The organism is Candidatus Protochlamydia amoebophila UWE25 (assembly GCF_000011565.2).
GTDB lineage: Bacteria > Chlamydiota > Chlamydiia > Chlamydiales > Parachlamydiaceae > Protochlamydia > Protochlamydia amoebophila.
This window is the reverse complement of sequence record NC_005861.2, coordinates 1,599,509-1,616,718: the sequence shown is the minus strand read 5'-3', so window position 1 is coordinate 1,616,718 and position 17,210 is coordinate 1,599,509. Positions and strand designations below refer to the sequence as shown.

Genomic DNA, 17,210 nt, shown 5'->3' with positions numbered 1-17,210 from the left:
GGCAAACAAAAAACAATACATTTTTTATGATTTGAACGTAAAAGTATTCATAAAGTTTGAAAAATTTGCCTAGGTTAAAATACGTCTATTATTAAAGTGTTACTCAATGTTTTGAATAAATTTATTCGAATCTATTAAGTTTAACTAATTAGAAACCTATTTGAAGGATTGCAAGAATAAATTAAGGGATAATTTTATTTAATTTAAATATGAGAACTAAATTAACTTATAAGTATGTTTTAACCCTAGATTGACAGGAAGGGTTTACTTCGTTATTTTTATTCCACATCTTAATTTTTAATCAGGTTTTTTATATGCTTAAACGCTGTGATTGGGTGCAATTAAACAACCCTTTGTATGTTGCTTACCATGACGAAGAATGGGGAATTCCGGTTCATGATGACCATAAACATTTTGAATTTTTAATTTTAGAAGGAGCTCAAGCGGGATTGAGTTGGCAAACGGTTCTTCAACGACGTGAAAATTATCGGCAAGCCTTCGCCTCTTTCGATCCTCATATCGTTGCCACCTACGATGAGCAGAAAAAAAATGAGTTACTTTTGCATCCGGGCATTATTCGTAATCGATTAAAAATTGAGTCAACAATTGCAAACGCAAAACACTTTTTAAAGGTTCAAGAAGAATTTGGAAGCTTTAATACCTATATTTGGCAATTTGTAAACGGGAAACCCATCCAGAATCAATGGGAAACGATTAGGCAGGTACCTGCGGAAACAAAAGAATCTTTAGCTCTTAGTAAAGATTTGAAAAAAAGGGGATTTAAATTCGTTGGAGCAACAATTATGTATGCTTATATGCAAGCTTGCGGATTGGTTAACGATCATACAATAGATTGCTTTTGCCATCCATCTAAGCATTGAGCATTCAATAAACGAATAAAATTTTTTTTATCAAAGAATAAAAGTAAATTGATAGGTAAAAAATCATATTAAGTAAATTTTTAATGTGCCATCATTTTAATTCTCTGTAAATTGTTATGTCTAAAATATAAAATATTTAAATCGAGGTGAGTCATGTTAAAATGGATGTTATGCATAGGTTTAGTTTTAACTAGTTCTTTAGCAGCAGAATTGAAAGTTCTGGCATTCTCGGGAAGCACGCAAATAGATTCTTTGAATAAAAAGTTCGTGCACCAAGCGGCTAAAATAGCCGAAGAAATGGGAGCGAAGGTTCAAATCATTGATCTTCGTGATTATTCTATTCCATTTTATGATGGAGATTTAGAAAACGCGAAAGGTTTACCAGAAAATGCTAAAAAATTGCGTCAGCTGATGATGGAAAGCCAGGCAATTATTATTTCAACTCCAGAATATAATGGTTCTTTATCCGGTGTTTTAAAAAATGCCATTGACTGGGCAACACGCAACGAACAAGGGAAGCCGTCTCGTGATGCTTTTACCGGTAAGAAATTTGCTATTTTGAGTGCTTCTCCATCACCTAGTGGGGGTTCACATGCTCTTGATCATTTGCGTGCAGTGATTGAAGGTGTAGGGGGAAAAGTTGTGTCTGAACAAGTGGCTTTGTCAAATGCTCATCAAGCGTTTGATTCTCAAGGAAATTTGCAAGATCCTATTATAAAAGAAAAGCTTAAAAAAGAAATTCAAGAACTTCTTCATTAATTTGAATAAAATCTATGATTGCCACCAGATATTCTGGGGCAATTGTAAGTGTAGGTGATAGAGTTACTTACATTTAACTCTTTGGTATCTCTACCAAATGATGCGTTAAATTTTTTTTCATTATGCAAAGTGCTTCTCGGCCACAAAGTACAGTTTGATAAAATTCAAAACCGACTTTTTCATAACAGCGAATAGCAGCATAATTATCACAACGAGGATCCACTAAACATTCTTGAAAGTAAGGTTGAATCTGTTGGGTTAAAAATTGTTTTAAAATAAGCTGCCCGAAGCCTTGATAAAGGTAGGTGGGGTTTCCAATAAATAAATCTATTCCTGCTAATTTAGAAGCAAGTTTAGACAAATCAAGCTCTTCCCAGGGATAATCGCTAACAGAATACTTTTGGATATAACCTATTGGAATTTGTTTGTAATAAATGATGAAGGCAGCAATTTTATTGGCCTGTAGTCGATGAGGGTTGTATTTTTTTTCAATTGCTTCAATTGTCCATTCTTGTTCCGATCCGTACCATTTTTTAATATGCGGGGTTTGAAACCAAGCATAAATTAATGGCACATGTTGATTTTCTAAAAATTGAAAGTAAATCCTCATCGATTTATATCAGCTGACAGCATTTTTTAGAGCGGACAATAAAGTATCATAAGATCGATCCCCATCATAACGTTCTTTATTGATAAAAAAACAGGGTGTTCCATTAACACCACTATCTAAACCGCTACAAAAATTTTCTTCAATACAAGAAATGAGAGAAGGATTTTGTAAGTTTTCATTAAACAATTTGATATTCAATTGAATTTCTTCGGCATAACTTGGAAAAGCTTCTAAACTTAGAGCATGGTGATGATGATAAAGACATTCATGCATTTGCCAAAATTTATTTTGTAATGCTGCCGCTTCTGCAGCTTGAGAAGCAATAAATGCTAATGGATGAGAGTTTTTAAGTGGGAAATGACGAAATGCAAAACATAATTGTCCGCGCATCTCTTTTAAGAGTTGCTTGACAATGGGATGAGTTAAGGCGCATGTTTTGCACTGATAGTCTCCATATTCTACCAAGACTACAGGAGCATTTAGATTGCCTAAAATATGATCTTTTTCAGAAATGGGTGTAGATAATTGAGGCATCAATGATCTCCTTTGATAGACAATTTTTTTAAGATTTTAAGATTTCCTCAGTTCCTGGTTTAATATCGATCGGAGAAACATCGCTTCAGAGAATAATTCCTTTTCCATTGATGACAAAAAGAGCTCTCTTAGATACTCCTTCTTCATTTCGAAATACTCCATACGCCTTGAATATCTCTTTTTTTGGCTCAAAATCTGACAATAATGGAAAACCTAATTTTTTTTGGTGGAAAAAAGCTAAATGGGAACAAATTTCCGCGACAGAAATTTCAACAAATTGTGCTTTAAACCGTTTAAATTTCTCTATAACTTCATTATATAACGTTAATTGATTGTTGCAGAGCAGGACTTCAATTAGGGGGATAAAGGGCAAAGATTTAAGAAGTTTTCTGCAAATTCATAAAGAGGTAGTAAGTAATTAGGCCCTGTAAGGAGTTAAGGAAGGCACTTTTGTTCCAGCTTTTAGAGCAACCATATAAACCTCCTTGAATGAACAAGAAAGAACCTTACTTGAATTTTTTATGAAAAAAATGGACTCTATTAAAAAATGACTCTTTTTGAGAGTGTCTTTTTCATAACCATTTTGCCAAGGAAAACAAATGAGAGGCTTTGGACGAAGGAATTTTTATTCAATTAAAAGATTTATTAGAAGAGATTATAGCTATGTTAAAACGTTATCGATTACTTGCTTAGCGGAAAGTTTAATTGAATATTTCACTTCAATGACACATGTGTTCATTCCTTAAAAAGAGGAAAACATTAAGAATGACAGATCAATTAATTTGTTTATCCATCGAAATTGAAACTATAGAAGGTTTGAAGGATTTAGAACGGGCTTTAATAACCTGAACAATTGTCCAGGTTATTAATAAACTGATGAATCTATTTCACTTTCTTCATCTTCTAACTCATCGTAATTGTCTATTAAGAAGCCTCCTACTTGCATCTCCCACATATTCGCGTAATGTTGGTCCGCTTGAATAAGCTCTTCGTGGGTGCCATCTTCAATAATTTTTCCTTCTTTAAAAACTAAGATACGATCCATACCCGACAATGTTGATAAACGATGAGCAATCACAAGACTTGTGTGATCCTTCATTAAAAATTCTAGTCCTTCTTGAATGTTTCTTTCTGTGACAGAATCTAAAGCTGAAGTGGCTTCGTCTAAAATTAAAATAGGAGCATTTTTTAAAATCGCGCGAGCAATTGCAATTCTTTGGCGTTGACCCCCAGATAATTTTGAGCCTCTTTCTCCGACGAGTGTCTGATATTTATCGGGAAGCTTCAAAATAAATTCATGGCAATGAGCTTGTTTAGAAGCTTCGATGACCTCTTCATCTGTTGCATCTGGTCTTGCATAACGAATATTATCTATTAATGAGCGATGAAAAAGAGTAGGGTCTTGTGGAATGATTGAGATTTGCTCTCTAAGAGAAGTTTGAGTCACTTTAGAGATGTCTTGATTGTCGATAAGTATACGTCCGCTTTCAATATCGTAATTTCTTAGAATAAGATTGATAAAAGTTGTTTTACCCGACCCTGAAAATCCAACAAGTCCTACTTTTTGGCCAGCTTCGATCGTAATATTCATGTTTTGAAAGAGGCTTTGTTGTTTTTGGTAACGAAATGTCACATTATCGAAGATAATTTTTCCTTGATGGATGGTAAGCTGCTCAGCGAAAGGGCTATCTATAATATCATGCGTATCTTGAATAACTGTCAAAGCTTGTTTGCAAATACCAATTTCTTTAAAAACTTGCGGGAGTTCTAAACCAGCTAACCAAGCCATGATAGTAATGTTCCATGTTGTATTAAAAATGAAAACAACTTCACCTGCGGAGAGTTCACCTTGTTGCCAACTGTATAGCATGTACCAGTTGAGTGCGATGCAGGCACCTAAAAAACAAGCAATGCCTAAAGCAATTTTCATTTTCTCCATATAAAACAGAGATCGCCAATGTTTGTTTAACTCATCTTCTTGGAAAAATGACAAATAACTAGCTTCGAATTGGCTTCTTGAAAATAAACGAATATTCGCATTATTCGATAAGCTATCAATAATTTTTCCTGAAAGAAGTGTTCGAGATTCTGCATGAGTGTTTGAATAATCATCACATTTTTTAGAGAAGGCAAGGCAGATTCCCATATGAATAATCACCCAACTAATTAAAATGAGGGCAAAGAATGGGTTGATAAATGCAAACATAGTTGTTGATATCATTAGAGCTAAGCAAGCAGGTAAAAAGAGTTGGACAATCAGTGTGAGAAGTCTAGTTAAACTTTGCGGCAAGTCAGCAATTTTATTTGCGATAGAACCAGCCATATGGCTACTGAAATATTGATGAGAATGATGCATCACATATTGGAACATACTCATTCTAATATCAGCTTCAATTTTAGGAACAATGTAAGCGATTATAAAGCCAGCTAGACGGAAAGAAATTTCAACGCCTAACCACAAGGAAATACCCATAATAATAGGTTTCGCTAGAGCGTGCCATACTTCAGCTTGTGGCCCAGCAAAATTAGTAATTGTATCGATTAATGTCATGATAACGTAAGGCCACAACGTATGGTCAAGTGACCATGCGAAACTGAATATTTGTGCAAATAAAAGCCATTTCCACTGCTTTTTTAAAAAAAACCAAAAAAAGGCCGGGAATGTTTTAGGCAAAGTCGCTTGTGGCATAATTGATGATTCTCCTGTGAACCTGGAATTTTGAAAAAAAACAGGCTAAATGAACAAATGATTGCTTGCGCTGCCTTTTTACTCTAAACGAAGAATATTTATCTCCCTACAAAAAAGTATCTATGATGCTCAAATTCATGTATGAATCCAGAATTCAGAGTTTTAACTAAAAAATTTTTACAATCTTCTTAATTTTTTGAAAATAGAATCGTTGTGATTTTTTCCTAAACTCGCTGAATAAAAAAATACAATTAGGGTAAAAAGTGAATTTAATTCAAGCAATGCCAACTTATTCGCTTAATTTACTGACTCTGAAGTAATAAAAAAGCCCTTAATCAAGGTGAAAACTTAAATTTTTTAGGGTTTGATAAAAATTACAGATGATCAAATCTTGTTCCAGATCTACTATTTTGCAAATATTTAACTTAAGGTAAGTTGTTAAAGAGATATTTTTAGATAATAAATTTGGTTAATTATTTTAAGAAACTACACAAAACAACAAGGGCTATTTATTCGAACCTTTCCCATATTTTTTATGCTTAACAATTTTTTGAAATAAGATTTGGTCAATGCTGATTTAAACCAGATTGCCTCGAATAAATAAATTTAACTCATGGTATTTTGTAATTTTACTCGTTACCGGACGGGACTTGGTAATGAAATCGAATTTCATAAACATTTAGAATGACAATGGAAGTTTTGTGGCCAATAAACTTTTTATTCATAGCTCGTTAAAATGCATTTGTAAAGTTATAAAAATATCGCGGCTTTTGAAGAATTTGAAAATCCAGAAATGGTAAATCTTACTTTGAAAAGACAAATTAAAAATTTTTAATGGATAGATTAAATTAAATAAACCAATTCAGGAATTGTCCAGATTGCCTCAATGAGTAGGAGCCATTATCTGCCCTTTTTTAAATGTTTGCAAAGTAAAAAAAGTTCCCCATAAGAGAATAATCATTCCCACTCCTTCCCAAACAGTTGGAAAGCGGCGATGAAAGGAGTAGACGTAAATCAAGCCAAAAATTGTTTCAAAAATGGTTAGTTGACCAGCTAATGTCATGGGAATTTCCTGGCTCCCTTTATTCCATAAATAAGCGCCAATCCAGGAACAAAAAAATCCTAAAATACAACTTCCTATTAAAAATTCTTGAAGAGGGCGGTCAAAGACAAAAAATTTGTTTAGAGATTTTTTTTCTATGACAATCAAAGAAAAAGAGATGATAAGCAGTACCCAAAATAGAGTTGCTAGCCCAAGGAGTGTTGCCCAATCACTGGGTGGAATTTCTGGGTGCTGTTTGAGGAATTTTGCGTTGGATAAAACGTACCAATTCCAGGAAAATAGCGAAAAAATTCCGCAACCGAGACCGAATAAATAGGTATGGCAAGAAGTTGTGCATAAGTTATTAATGGCAGAGTAATTAACTAAAACAAGTCCTACAATAACAATCAAACTTGGCAAAATTAATTGTTTAAAAGAGCATTCTTGATGGTGCCAGTTTCCGTAAAGCGCTAGCGTGATAGGACTTAAACTTAAAAGAAGAGTGATTGTGGAAGCGTTTGAATATCTTGAACCCAGGACCAGTGAAAAATAATAAAAAATATTAACCACTAAAGCATAAATTAGAGCTTGTACCCAAATCATTTTTGGAATGGCAAGCCATTTGTTGATTCCTTGACAAAGCATGATAATAAAAGAAATAAAACCAAAACAAAAATAACGGCCCAAAGCAACTTCAAGAGGTGTAAAACTAATCAATAAATCTGGAATCACAAAAAATCTGGAATCACAAAAATAAGCCCCCATAATAAACAGGCGCTTAGTACAAGAGCGATTCCTTTATACATATTAATAGATTTTAAAATTGTGCTTGTTGTTAGAATAAAAAAATTTTTTATTAATTAATTCTACTAACAAATAATAAACAAAGCAAGATCTTTAATCCCACAATTTTGAAGAAAATATTTTCAAAAGTTTTTTCTTTGGAAGTGGATAAATAATGAATTTATTTATAATTTAAATTATAATGTTTTGTCTGTTAATGAATTATAAATAGCTAATGCTAATTATTACCATTAAAATAAAAAATCATTTAAATTTAATGGGACTGAATAATAAAATTAACTGGCTAGATAAATGTTTTTCCAAATGAGGTAGAGATGAATAATGAAGCTGAATTGAAAGTAAAAGGAATCGAAGAACGTCTTCTTCACATGTGGAGGTATCTTTGACTTGGCTGCGAAGGAAGCTAGGGTAAAAGAATTAGAGACATTAATGGGAGAAAGCTCGTTTTGGAATAATTCTGAACAAGCGCAATTAATTATTAATGAATGCCGCGATTTGCGAGCTTGGACTGTCCCTTATCAGGAACTTAAAACAAAATTTGAAAATTGCAAAGAGTTACTTCCTGAAGCCTATGAATTAAATGAAGAATCTTTTATTGAAGAACTTTTAAGAGATTTAGATTCTATTGAGAAAGTGCTGGGAGATTTAGAAGTTCAGCGAATGTTATCTGGAGAAATGGATAACAAAGATTGCTATTTGACGATTAATTCAGGAGCTGGGGGAACAGAAGCTTGTGATTGGGCTCAGATGTTGTCGAGGATGTACCAACGCTGGGCGGCTAAGAAGGGATGGAAAATTGAAATTATCGATTTTGTCGATGGAGACGTGGTTGGTTTAAAAAGTATTACTCTGCGTTTTCAAGGCTCTTATGCTTATGGTTATAGCAAAGCTGAAAAAGGCGTACATCGTTTAGTGCGCATTTCCCCTTTCGACAGTAATGCTAAGAGGCATACCAGTTTTGCATCAGTGGATGTTTCTCCAGAAATAACTACTGACATTCAAGTTGAAATTAAACCTGAGGATGTTAGAGTTGATACTTTTAGATCTTCAGGAGCTGGAGGGCAGCACGTAAACAAAACAGATTCTGCTGTACGTTTAACCCACATGCCTACAGGAATTGTTGTTTCTTGTCAAACTCAACGAAGTCAAGTACAAAATAAAGAAGCTTGTTATCAGATGCTTCGTTCAAAGTTATATGAAATGGAAGTTTTAGAGCGTGAAAAAGCCCTAAATAACCTAAAAGGGGAAAAAAAAGAAAACGCTTGGGGTAGCCAAATCCGCAATTATGTTTTTCAACCTTATACGCTTGTTAAAGACACAAGGACGAAAGCTGAAAGTGGTAACATACAAGCCGTAATGGATGGTGAATTAGATGAATTTGTTAACGCTTATTTAAAGGAGTTTGGCTGATGAATAGTTCAAAGGCGATTCCTACTGGGATTGAAGTGCGCTATACGGAATCTGGAGATGCTAAGTACCTTAAAGAATGGTTAATGGATCCAGAAATTCGACGTTGGTTTCCTATGGATGATGAATTAGAAATTGATGATGCTGTCATGCGATGGATTGTTTTTTATCGTTATAAATGTAGTTTAACGATACTTAAAGATGGCATTCCTTGCGGAATCGCAACTCTTTATCTTCAACCTTATCGCAGATTAGCCCACCAGTGTGAATTCGGGATTATTTTGGCGCGTGATTTTCATCGACAGGGAATCGGTACCTATTTGATGAATAGTATTATTCATTTAGCAAAAGAGAAATTCAAAATCGAGTTGCTTCATCTTCAAGTTTATAAAGGGAACCAAGCGGCTATTAGTCTCTATGAGCGTTTTGGCTTTAAAATTTTTGGAGAGCAAAATAATTGGATTAAAGAAAACGAAGGATATGGTGGACGTGTTTTTATGGAGAGATTTATATAAATAATGATAAACGATTCTCAATTAACGCAAACTTTTCAGCAAAAGCTTGAAAATAGTGCCGGTATGAAATTACAGTTGAAAATCAATGATAATCGTTCAACGATGTTAAGCGTTAAATGGGAGCCTGACTGCGCAAAAGTTTCTCTTCATCGCATGTTCTTACAAGCTCCTTTAAATGTCATGCAAGCACTAGGTTGTTATCTCAAAGGGGAGCATAAAAAAATTGCTCCCAGCATTAAAGCTTATATTGAGGATAATTTACAAAAGCTAGATTACTCTCACGAACTAGATTTGAGTAAACTTCAAGTAAAGGGTTCTGTGCATGATTTAAAAAGTATCTATGCTCAATTAAATGAAGAATACTTCAATAATGCATTAGAATTACATATTACCTGGTTTGGAAAATCTAAGAAAAAAAAACATCGACCTAATCGCATTACTTTTGGGTTATTTCACGATCCTTTAAAGCTGATTAAAATTAATCGGATGCTAGATAGCAATTACTTCCCTTATTACTTTGTATCTTTTGTTGTTTACCATGAAATGTTACATTATGTGTGTCCCACCTACGTCGATGAAAAAGGGCAAAAACATATTCATAGTAAAGCATTTAAAGAAAAAGAAAAGCAATTTAAGCATTATAAAATGGCTCAGCAATGGATTAAAGATAACCAGAATTATTTATTTAATTCATCTTATTCTTGTATATAATTCGCAAAGTTAAATTCTTAAATCGTATAAGGTTCTTTCATGGCAGGTCATAGTAAATGGGCAAACATTAAGCATCGTAAAGGTAAAGCGGATGCAAAAAAGGGAAAAATTTTTTCTCGAATTGCGAAAGAAATTATTAGTGCAGTTAAATTAGGAGGGGCAGACCAAAAAAATAACCCCCGTCTTAGGCTAGCCTTGCAAAAAGCGCGCGATGCCAATATGCCCAATGAAAATATTGATCGAAATATTAAAAAAGCATCTAGTGCTGATCAAGAAGATTATCATGAAATGACTTATGAACTATATGGGCATGGGGGAGTCGGAATTGTGGTCGATGTAATGACAGACAATAAAAATCGAATTTCTTCTGACATGCGTATAGCGACAAATAAGCGTGGAGGGACGGTAGCCACTCCAGGCGCTGTCACGTTTAATTTTGATCGTAAAGGGATCTTACAAATTAGTAAGAAAAATGCCATTGAAGAGGAGTTGTTTCTAGCTGCTACCGAAGCTGGTGCAGAAGATTTCGAAGTAGATAATGATGTTTTTATTATTACTACAGATCCATCCCATTTATATAGTGTGAAAGATGCTATTAACCACTTAGGATTTGCTTGCGAAGAAGCCGAACTTGGAATGATTCCCAGAACTTATGTGGAATGTAGTGTAGAAACTGCTAAAGATAACTTGGCGTTGATCGAGTGGTTAGAAGAGCTTGAAGATGTCGACGCTGTTTATCACAACATGAAAATTCCAGAAGAATTAGAAAACGAATAATTTCTCATCAAAACGACGCGTAAATTTTTTTAGAATTTATTCACTCATCGCTATTTTATGCTTTGGGTGAATATTGAATTTATACCGCTACTTTTGCAATTGGTATAAGATGCTTAATTCTTTTATCTTACCTTCATTTTTTCAAAAAGATCTATTATTAGCTGTTGCAGATTTTTTTGCGGAGTTTGAAGGAACTTGCTTGCTTTTTTCTGGAGGCGAATTTGACTCCTCTGAGCATTCTTTTTTATCTCTTTTTCCGATTGAAATTGTAATTGCAAAAGATCGGCAAGTGATCCATAAAACAAAGCAACAGATTTTCCAGCAAGAGATAAAAAATCCTTGGGAAGCTCTTCAAAAATTTTTTTTTGATTCGTTAGAAAATAACTCTGAAAACTACGCTTTTGGATTTTTCGGTTATGAAATGGGATTTTCCTCCGATCCTGATGTACAATTATTTTGCCAATCTCATGAATGGACACCTGATGCCATGTGGCAAAAATGCGCAATTACAATTATCTATAACCATTCTAACCAACAGGCTATCCTTAAAATAGCTGATTTTACTGACCAAACACTAAACCCTTTACATCAACATTGGGTTAAAAAACTTTCTGATAAAAATTGGTGGGAAAGTGATAGCTTTAATTTTTTTTCCCGAACTTCACAAAAAACAGAAGCTCAATTAAAAAACTTTTCTCTTTCAAATCGTCAACTTACTTATTTAAAGATGATTGATGAGGCAAAAGAGTGGATTTTTTCGGGACATGTTTACCAAATTAATTTATCCCAAGAATTTACATTTGAAGGTGTTCCGCGACCTTTTGACGTCTTTCGTCAATTAATAGAAATCAATCCCGCTCCCTTTTCCGCTTATTTGAAAGCAGATTATTATACAATTGTATCAAGCTCTCCTGAAAGGTTTTTGCAAAAAAAGGAAAGGCTATTAGAAACGCGCCCAATTAAAGGAACAATACAAAGAGGTGGGTATTTTGAAGAAGATCAATTGTTCAAAGAAAGATTACTATCATCTGAAAAAGAAAAAGCTGAGCTGTTAATGATTACAGATTTAATGCGCAATGATTTAGGTAAAATCAGTGAAATTGGCAGTGTTAAAACGGTTGATTTGTGGCGTTGTGAGGCCTATACGAACGTATATCACTTGATTTCAATTATTCGTGCTATTGCTTTAAAGCATCTAAAACCTTTAGAAATTATCCGTAGCGCATTTCCAGGTGGCTCTATTACCGGTTGTCCCAAATTGAAAGCGATGGAATGTATACAAAAATTAGAAAATCGTTCGCGGGGTATTTATACGGGTTCGATGGGATATATGACAGGAAAAGGAGATTTTGATTTGAATATTGCGATTCGAACTTTGGTATTTAAAGACAATTACATTAGCTTCCAAGTGGGAGGTGGAATTGTTATCGATTCTGATCCAATTAATGAATATGCAGAAACTCTTTTTAAGGGTGACTCATTATTTCGAGTACTAAAGACTTAAATGCATTTAAGTCTTTGCATTTAAAATGCAGAAAAATAAAATTTGTTTATTAATTCAATCAAATAGTAAGATTCAACAAACTTTTAGATTGTTTGAAGTAAAGAATTTAATTTATATGTATATAAATAAGGTCATAAATGGAAATTTCAAGCAGACTTAAACAATTGGATTCTATTTTATGGGGATTAACGACCTTACAATTCAGTGCTCACTTTGCACAAGCGGAAAGGCACTATTGGGAAACGATAGAAATCATTGCTAGAGGAGCCATATTAGCATTCGTGGCGCTTTATTGTTATAATTATTTTAAACCCATTTTGCCTCCAGCATTTAATGCAGTTGTTCACGGAACAAGTTGTGCTTGGGCAGCCTCTTTGGGAATCAGTTTACTTGTTAAGCAATTGGTTTTTGTGACTCAAAATAAAAATGATGGTATTGGTCTTTCCCCAAGTCCTTCTCAAACGATTTTAAATGAATTTTCTCACGTTAGACCAAAACCAACGCCTCAAATAATATCAGAAATAGACAATTCAGCAGAAACGCCACGCATTAGTCGGACGCAGTTGGTTGCCAACCCCCAAAAACCAGTTAGGCGTAAATTGGATTTTGGTACCGCTAATGGTCAATAAATGGGTTTGTCTAAATGGCCAATTAATGCCAGAAAATCAAGCGAGTATTCCTATCACAGATCGAGGATTTTTATTTGGAGATGGCCTTTTTACAACCTTGCGAGTTGAGCAAGGGCAAGTTGAGTTTTGGCAATCTCATTTAGAAAGATTAGTCCACCAATGCCACCAATTACGGCTCATTTTTCCTCGATTAGATTTTAAATGGATAGAAGAATTAATCAGGCTAAATTTGGCTCACAAAGGAATCTGGCGTTTAAAAATGATGATTACAGGGGGAGATGAACGTTATTTATCTCTTCCCTTACGGCAATCCTCTATTCAATTATTAACTTTACAATCGTACAAATTGGAACCATTTACTCCTTGTCGACTAACTTTATATCCCAGTCCCATCGTTAAACCGACAGCACATTTAAAATCATTATCCTATCTTGATCGATTATATGTTTATGATTATGCAAATTTAAAAGGATATGACGATGCGGTGGTCTGTAACTGTGAAGCTTATTTGTTAGAAACTGCTTTTTCGAATTTATTTTGGATAAAGAATTGTCAATTATATATCCCCGATCCCAGCCTTTCATATTTACAAGGGATCTTTTTAACTAACCTCATCAAATATTTGAAGTTTCCTATCCATTTTTTTAAAGGAGGCATAGAAGATATCCCGAACGAAGCTACTATTTTTATTAGTAACTCCTTGAATCATCTACGTCCCGTCACTGAAATTGATCATCGAATTTTTTCCCGTCACTTGGATCTAGAAAAACAACTACAAGAAGTCATTCAACTAGCTTTATCTAATAACAGATATCCATAATTGACAAGGCTGATTCTTAAGATATTCTGCAGACTAGGATTGGTAAAAGAAGACGAACATAATTTTAAGCGAGAATTGAATTTGGATGTTAATTTTTTAGAAATATTATAGACTAGCGTTTTTTATCAAAAGCTAATGAGAAAACTATGACAAGTACAAAAGATAAAACTGCTATTACACCCACAAGAGAAAATGACTATCCAGAATGGTATCAGCAAGTCGTTAAAGCCTCGGATCTCGCTGAAAATTCACCTGTGCGCGGCAGTATGGTGATCAAACCTTGGGGTTATGGAATATGGGAAAACATTCAGCGGCAGTTAGACGATCGGATTAAAGAGACTGGACATGAGAATGCGTATTTTCCTCTTTTCATTCCCTTAAGTTTTTTAGAAAAAGAAGCGGCGCACATAGAAGGTTTTGCTAAAGAATGTGCCGTTGTGACGCACCATCGCTTAGAAGAAAAGGACGGCCGTTTGATCCCTGCAGGTCCTTTAGAAGAGCCATTAATTGTGAGGCCCACCTCGGAGACAATCATTGGGGATTCTTTTTCTCGTTGGGTAGAATCTTATCGTGATTTACCTCTTTTAATTAATCAATGGGCGAATGTTGTTCGATGGGAGATGCGTCCACGCATCTTTTTAAGGACGACAGAATTTCTATGGCAAGAAGGGCATACTGCTCATGCAACACATGAAGAAGCCTTACAAGAAACCATGACAATGTTAGAAGTCTATCGCTCTTTTGTTGAAGATGTCTTAGCTATTCCTGTGATTGTCGGAGAAAAGTCTCCCGGAGAAAGATTTCCTGGCGCTGAAAATACCTTCACTTTAGAAGCCATGATGCAAGATCGTAAGGCTTTACAATCCTGTACTTCTCATTATCTAGGGCAAAATTTTGCTAAAGGTTCTAATATTCGCTTTAGTAATATGGAAGGGCAATTAGAATATGCTTATACGACATCTTGGGGAATGACAACGCGATTGATTGGAAGTTTAATTATGTGTCATGGAGACGATGATGGATTGAGACTTCCTCCCCGTATTGCCCATAAACAAATTGTAATTGTTCCAGTCATCCCTAAACCTGAATTGGAAGCTCAAGTTCTCGAATATGCTGAAAATTTGGCGGCTGAATTGAGAAAACAAATTTTTTACGGCAAACCTTTAACCGTTCATATTGATAAAAGAGATAAACGAGGCGGAGAGAAAAATTGGGAGTGGGTTAAAAAAGGGGTCCCTCTGCGTTTAGAGGTTGGGCCAAGAGATATCAATGAGCAAGCTGTGATGGTAGCAAGAAGAGATCAGTCTCCTAAAAATAAACAATCGTTGCCCAAACAACAATTTGTGCAGCAAGCTGCTTCAATTTTAGAAGACATTCAACGTAACTATTACGTTCAAGCAGCTACTTACAGAGATCAGCATATTTATCGTCATTTAGAAACTTTTGAAGAAATGCGTGCTTTTTTTACTCCTAAGAATGAAGAAAAACCTGAAATTCATGGAGGTTTTGTTTTAGCAAAGTGGTGTGGAGATCCGGTCACTGAAGAAATGTTAAGCGATTTAAAAGTCACGATTCGTTGCTTACCTGTGAAGCAAAGTGGAACAAAAGGGCGCTGCATTTTGACAGGACGAGAGGCAACATTAGATGCTATCTTTGCAAAATCGTACTGATCAAAATTTAAGTGGTTGAAAAGGCTGAATTTAATCTACCTCTACTGAATTTGTCTACTTGGCTAAGGTGAGAAAGATGTTTAATTTTCGCAGCTTATTTCTTTTGGAGAAACTTGTTTCTTTATTTGCTTATCTCCTAGACAAAAGAGGAAGAACTCAGGAATTGCTTTTATTGATTTTACAGCAATAGCTATTCGCCACCATAAACGCATGAAAAGAAATAAAATTTTCATAGGCTAGACAGAGAGAAAAACAGCTTCAAGTTGGTTTTAGAGTTTAAATGACATCTAATGATTAATAAGAATAATATTCCCATAAACTATATTTCAAATAGAGTAAGGATATTAAAATTTAAAATGAGCAAATTCTCTATCAATAAAGATTTTGCAATGGCTTAAGCCTAGATTTTACGAGATAACTGGGATATCACATGGATTAATCTAGCGTCTCAGTAACCCTAAAGCAATAGCTTAGATTTATTCATTGATAAAATAAAATCACAATTGTCATCACCACCTGTAACCAATCATTTAGGTTGAGTCCCTGCTTTGTCCTGCCATGGTTAATTAGGTGGTTATCTCACTTTTACTTTTATCAAAAGACTTCCAAATATCATCTGCACAATAATATAGTTTGTTTAAGCTCAATTTGGCCTTTTATATCATATTAACCTGAATTTTGGGTTTTTAGGCAGCCATTAACAATAAGCGATGCTGCTCTGTTAAGTTTATAGATGGCTTTTTAGGTTGGTGAGTATAAGCAACAATCCCAGCTAATAGATTAATTAAAAAATTTCCGGCATTTCTGTGGCGTGTATGTTCAATTTGAGAAATATTTTTTAGTTGATCATTCACCGTTTCAATAATGGCTCGTTTTCTAAGAAGAATTTTGTCTGTCAACTTCATAAGATTCTGCTTCATATTCGATCTTAGGGTAGTAAATAGTTCAAGACCTTGTTTCAAAAGCCTCTTTGAAAGTTCTTTCGAAATATATCCCTTATCACCAAATAATTTTCCAAAAATCCCTTTCGACAAAGTTTCGGCAATAGAAACATCAGCGACATTTCCAGGAGTTAGCTGAAAAGCCAAAATTTCTCCTTTCTCATTGATCATGAGATGCAATTTAAATCCGAAAAACCACCCTGAAGTTGTTTTTCCCCTCTTTGCTAAACCTTTAAAGACCTTGTTTCTTTTTATGCGTTTATTGTGGCAAACATCTATAGACGTAGAATCAATAAAAGCAATTCCTGTGATTTCTCCTCTTTTGTCTAAAAGATAAGCAAATAGAGGAACAAAAAGGTTCTTCTTTAAATAAACAAAACGGCTATAACTAATTAAGTTTGGAAATTCTTTAACTAAGTATTTGGTAACATACCCATAAAAGTGCTTAAATGTTCGATAATTTGATTGATGAAATAAAATGACAATTGTCATCATCTCTGGTATCGATAATTCAGGCTGAGGTCCTCGCTTTGTTTTGCCATGATCAATTAACTGTTTATTCCATTTCTTCTCAAAAGACTTCCAAAAATCATCCACACTACAATATAATTTGATTAAATCCATTTTGACCTCTCATGCATATTAAACATTAGTTTGGGAAAACAAATGTTTTAAATCATGTTGAGGTCTTTTGTCATTCAAATTTTATGTATCTTGTTTAAGCCTAAACACCTAAACCCAAAGTTCAGGTTATTAAGCATGGGTTTAGAAAACACATGTTTTAAATTATGCAGAGATCTTTTGTCATTTATTATTACCAAAGATATAAATTGTCAGACGAGAAGAAAAAATTAACTTGTTGATGCGCAAGCTTTTGAAAAATTTATTGTTTTGTGCATGACTAAGGTTGAATGGTT

Annotated in this window: 16 protein-coding genes and 1 pseudogene; 11 read left to right on the top strand and 6 right to left on the bottom strand. The window is 34.3% G+C overall.

The genetic code is table 11. The features are described 5' to 3' along the window. Positions 1-314 precede the first annotated feature (314 nt). Both PC_RS06440 and PC_RS06435 read left to right on the top strand, forming a co-directional pair. The gene (locus PC_RS06440) at positions 315-881 is read left to right on the top strand and encodes a DNA-3-methyladenine glycosylase I (RefSeq protein ID WP_011175887.1); all 567 of its coding nucleotides are present in this window, start codon (positions 315-317) and stop codon (positions 879-881) included. Positions 882-1,034: 153 nt separating this feature from the next. Continuing rightward, positions 1,035-1,640, top strand: coding sequence for an NADPH-dependent FMN reductase (locus PC_RS06435; RefSeq protein ID WP_011175886.1), 606 nt, complete (start codon positions 1,035-1,037; stop codon positions 1,638-1,640). Between the two features lie 73 nt (positions 1,641-1,713). Here the strand turns inward: PC_RS06435 and PC_RS09995 are convergent, their stop codons facing one another. The 5 genes from PC_RS09995 to PC_RS06410 form a co-directional block, all read right to left on the bottom strand. Further along, positions 1,714-2,250 (bottom strand): GNAT family N-acetyltransferase, encoded by a 537-nt coding sequence (locus PC_RS09995; protein WP_052278672.1) that lies wholly within the window; start codon positions 2,248-2,250, stop codon positions 1,714-1,716. Positions 2,251-2,259: 9 nt separating this feature from the next. After that, on the bottom strand, positions 2,260-2,784 hold the full coding sequence (locus tag PC_RS06425; RefSeq protein WP_044045109.1) for a DsbA family protein: 525 nt from the start codon (positions 2,782-2,784) through the stop codon (positions 2,260-2,262). Positions 2,785-2,869: 85 nt separating this feature from the next. Continuing rightward, complete coding sequence (locus tag PC_RS06420; RefSeq protein WP_011175883.1) at positions 2,870-3,157, bottom strand: redoxin domain-containing protein; 288 nt, start codon at positions 3,155-3,157, stop codon at positions 2,870-2,872. A 492-nt stretch (positions 3,158-3,649) separates the two neighbouring features. Next, entirely contained in the window at positions 3,650-5,473 is a 1,824-nt protein-coding gene (locus tag PC_RS06415) for an ABC transporter ATP-binding protein (RefSeq protein WP_011175882.1), read from the bottom strand. An 883-nt stretch (positions 5,474-6,356) separates the two neighbouring features. Continuing rightward, on the bottom strand, positions 6,357-7,280 hold the full coding sequence (locus PC_RS06410; RefSeq protein ID WP_052278671.1) for a DMT family transporter: 924 nt from the start codon (positions 7,278-7,280) through the stop codon (positions 6,357-6,359). Positions 7,281-7,633: 353 nt separating this feature from the next. Here PC_RS06410 and prfB point away from each other — a divergent pair. From prfB to PC_RS11750, 9 genes and pseudogenes are all read left to right on the top strand, one after another. Next, positions 7,634-8,729, top strand: a protein-coding gene (prfB, locus tag PC_RS06405) for a peptide chain release factor 2 (protein ID WP_197970172.1) whose coding sequence is annotated in 2 segments (ribosomal slippage) — positions 7,634-7,702 and positions 7,704-8,729 — 1,095 coding nt in all. Because the reading frame shifts where the segments join, the coding sequence is not laid out codon by codon here. Next, entirely contained in the window at positions 8,729-9,241 is a 513-nt protein-coding gene (locus tag PC_RS06400; protein WP_011175879.1) for a GNAT family N-acetyltransferase, read from the top strand. The genes prfB and PC_RS06400 overlap by 1 nt, the downstream gene beginning before the upstream one ends. A 3-nt stretch (positions 9,242-9,244) precedes the next feature. After that, entirely contained in the window at positions 9,245-9,952 is a 708-nt protein-coding gene (locus tag PC_RS06395; RefSeq protein WP_011175878.1) for a hypothetical protein, read from the top strand. Between the two features lie 39 nt (positions 9,953-9,991). Further along, on the top strand, positions 9,992-10,729 hold the full coding sequence (locus tag PC_RS06390; RefSeq protein ID WP_011175877.1) for a YebC/PmpR family DNA-binding transcriptional regulator: 738 nt from the start codon (positions 9,992-9,994) through the stop codon (positions 10,727-10,729). Positions 10,730-10,838: 109 nt separating this feature from the next. Next, positions 10,839-12,233, top strand: a complete 1,395-nt coding sequence (locus tag PC_RS06385) for an anthranilate synthase component I family protein (RefSeq protein ID WP_044045105.1) — start codon at positions 10,839-10,841, stop codon at positions 12,231-12,233. A gap of 137 nt (positions 12,234-12,370) precedes the next feature. Further along, positions 12,371-12,862 (top strand): hypothetical protein, encoded by a 492-nt coding sequence (locus PC_RS06380; protein WP_011175875.1) that lies wholly within the window; start codon positions 12,371-12,373, stop codon positions 12,860-12,862. Beyond that, positions 12,852-13,682 carry an aminotransferase class IV gene (locus PC_RS09990; protein WP_052278670.1) on the top strand — a complete coding sequence of 277 codons (831 nt, stop codon included), beginning with the start codon at positions 12,852-12,854 and terminating at the stop codon, positions 13,680-13,682. Before PC_RS06380 ends, PC_RS09990 begins: the two co-directional genes overlap by 11 nt. A 146-nt stretch (positions 13,683-13,828) precedes the next feature. After that, entirely contained in the window at positions 13,829-15,352 is a 1,524-nt protein-coding gene (proS, locus tag PC_RS06370; RefSeq protein ID WP_011175873.1) for a proline--tRNA ligase, read from the top strand. Between the two features lie 88 nt (positions 15,353-15,440). Next, positions 15,441-15,589: pseudogene (locus PC_RS11750) on the top strand (IS982 family transposase); the annotation flags it as partial. Between the two features lie 449 nt (positions 15,590-16,038). Here PC_RS11750 and PC_RS06365 read toward each other — a convergent pair. Then, the gene (locus tag PC_RS06365) at positions 16,039-16,917 is read right to left on the bottom strand and encodes an IS982-like element ISPasp2 family transposase (protein WP_011175872.1); all 879 of its coding nucleotides are present in this window, start codon (positions 16,915-16,917) and stop codon (positions 16,039-16,041) included. Between the last annotated feature and the right edge of the window lie 293 nt (positions 16,918-17,210).

Coding starts and splice junctions, on each gene's coding strand:
- proS (WP_011175873.1), top strand. CDS start 13,829: ATGACAAGTACAAAAGATAAAACTGCTATTACACCCACAAGAGAAAAT.
- PC_RS09990 (WP_052278670.1), top strand. CDS start 12,852: ATGGTCAATAAATGGGTTTGTCTAAATGGCCAATTAATGCCAGAAAAT.
- PC_RS06435 (WP_011175886.1), top strand. CDS start 1,035: ATGTTAAAATGGATGTTATGCATAGGTTTAGTTTTAACTAGTTCTTTA.
- PC_RS09995 (WP_052278672.1), bottom strand. CDS start 2,250: ATGAGGATTTACTTTCAATTTTTAGAAAATCAACATGTGCCATTAATT.
- PC_RS06400 (WP_011175879.1), top strand. CDS start 8,729: ATGAATAGTTCAAAGGCGATTCCTACTGGGATTGAAGTGCGCTATACG.
- PC_RS06440 (WP_011175887.1), top strand. CDS start 315: ATGCTTAAACGCTGTGATTGGGTGCAATTAAACAACCCTTTGTATGTT.
- PC_RS06415 (WP_011175882.1), bottom strand. CDS start 5,473: ATGCCACAAGCGACTTTGCCTAAAACATTCCCGGCCTTTTTTTGGTTT.
- PC_RS06390 (WP_011175877.1), top strand. CDS start 9,992: ATGGCAGGTCATAGTAAATGGGCAAACATTAAGCATCGTAAAGGTAAA.
- PC_RS06365 (WP_011175872.1), bottom strand. CDS start 16,917: ATGGATTTAATCAAATTATATTGTAGTGTGGATGATTTTTGGAAGTCT.
- PC_RS06410 (WP_052278671.1), bottom strand. CDS start 7,280: ATGGGGGCTTATTTTTGTGATTCCAGATTTTTTGTGATTCCAGATTTA.
- PC_RS06385 (WP_044045105.1), top strand. CDS start 10,839: ATGCTTAATTCTTTTATCTTACCTTCATTTTTTCAAAAAGATCTATTA.
- PC_RS06425 (WP_044045109.1), bottom strand. CDS start 2,784: ATGCCTCAATTATCTACACCCATTTCTGAAAAAGATCATATTTTAGGC.
- PC_RS06380 (WP_011175875.1), top strand. CDS start 12,371: ATGGAAATTTCAAGCAGACTTAAACAATTGGATTCTATTTTATGGGGA.
- PC_RS06395 (WP_011175878.1), top strand. CDS start 9,245: ATGATAAACGATTCTCAATTAACGCAAACTTTTCAGCAAAAGCTTGAA.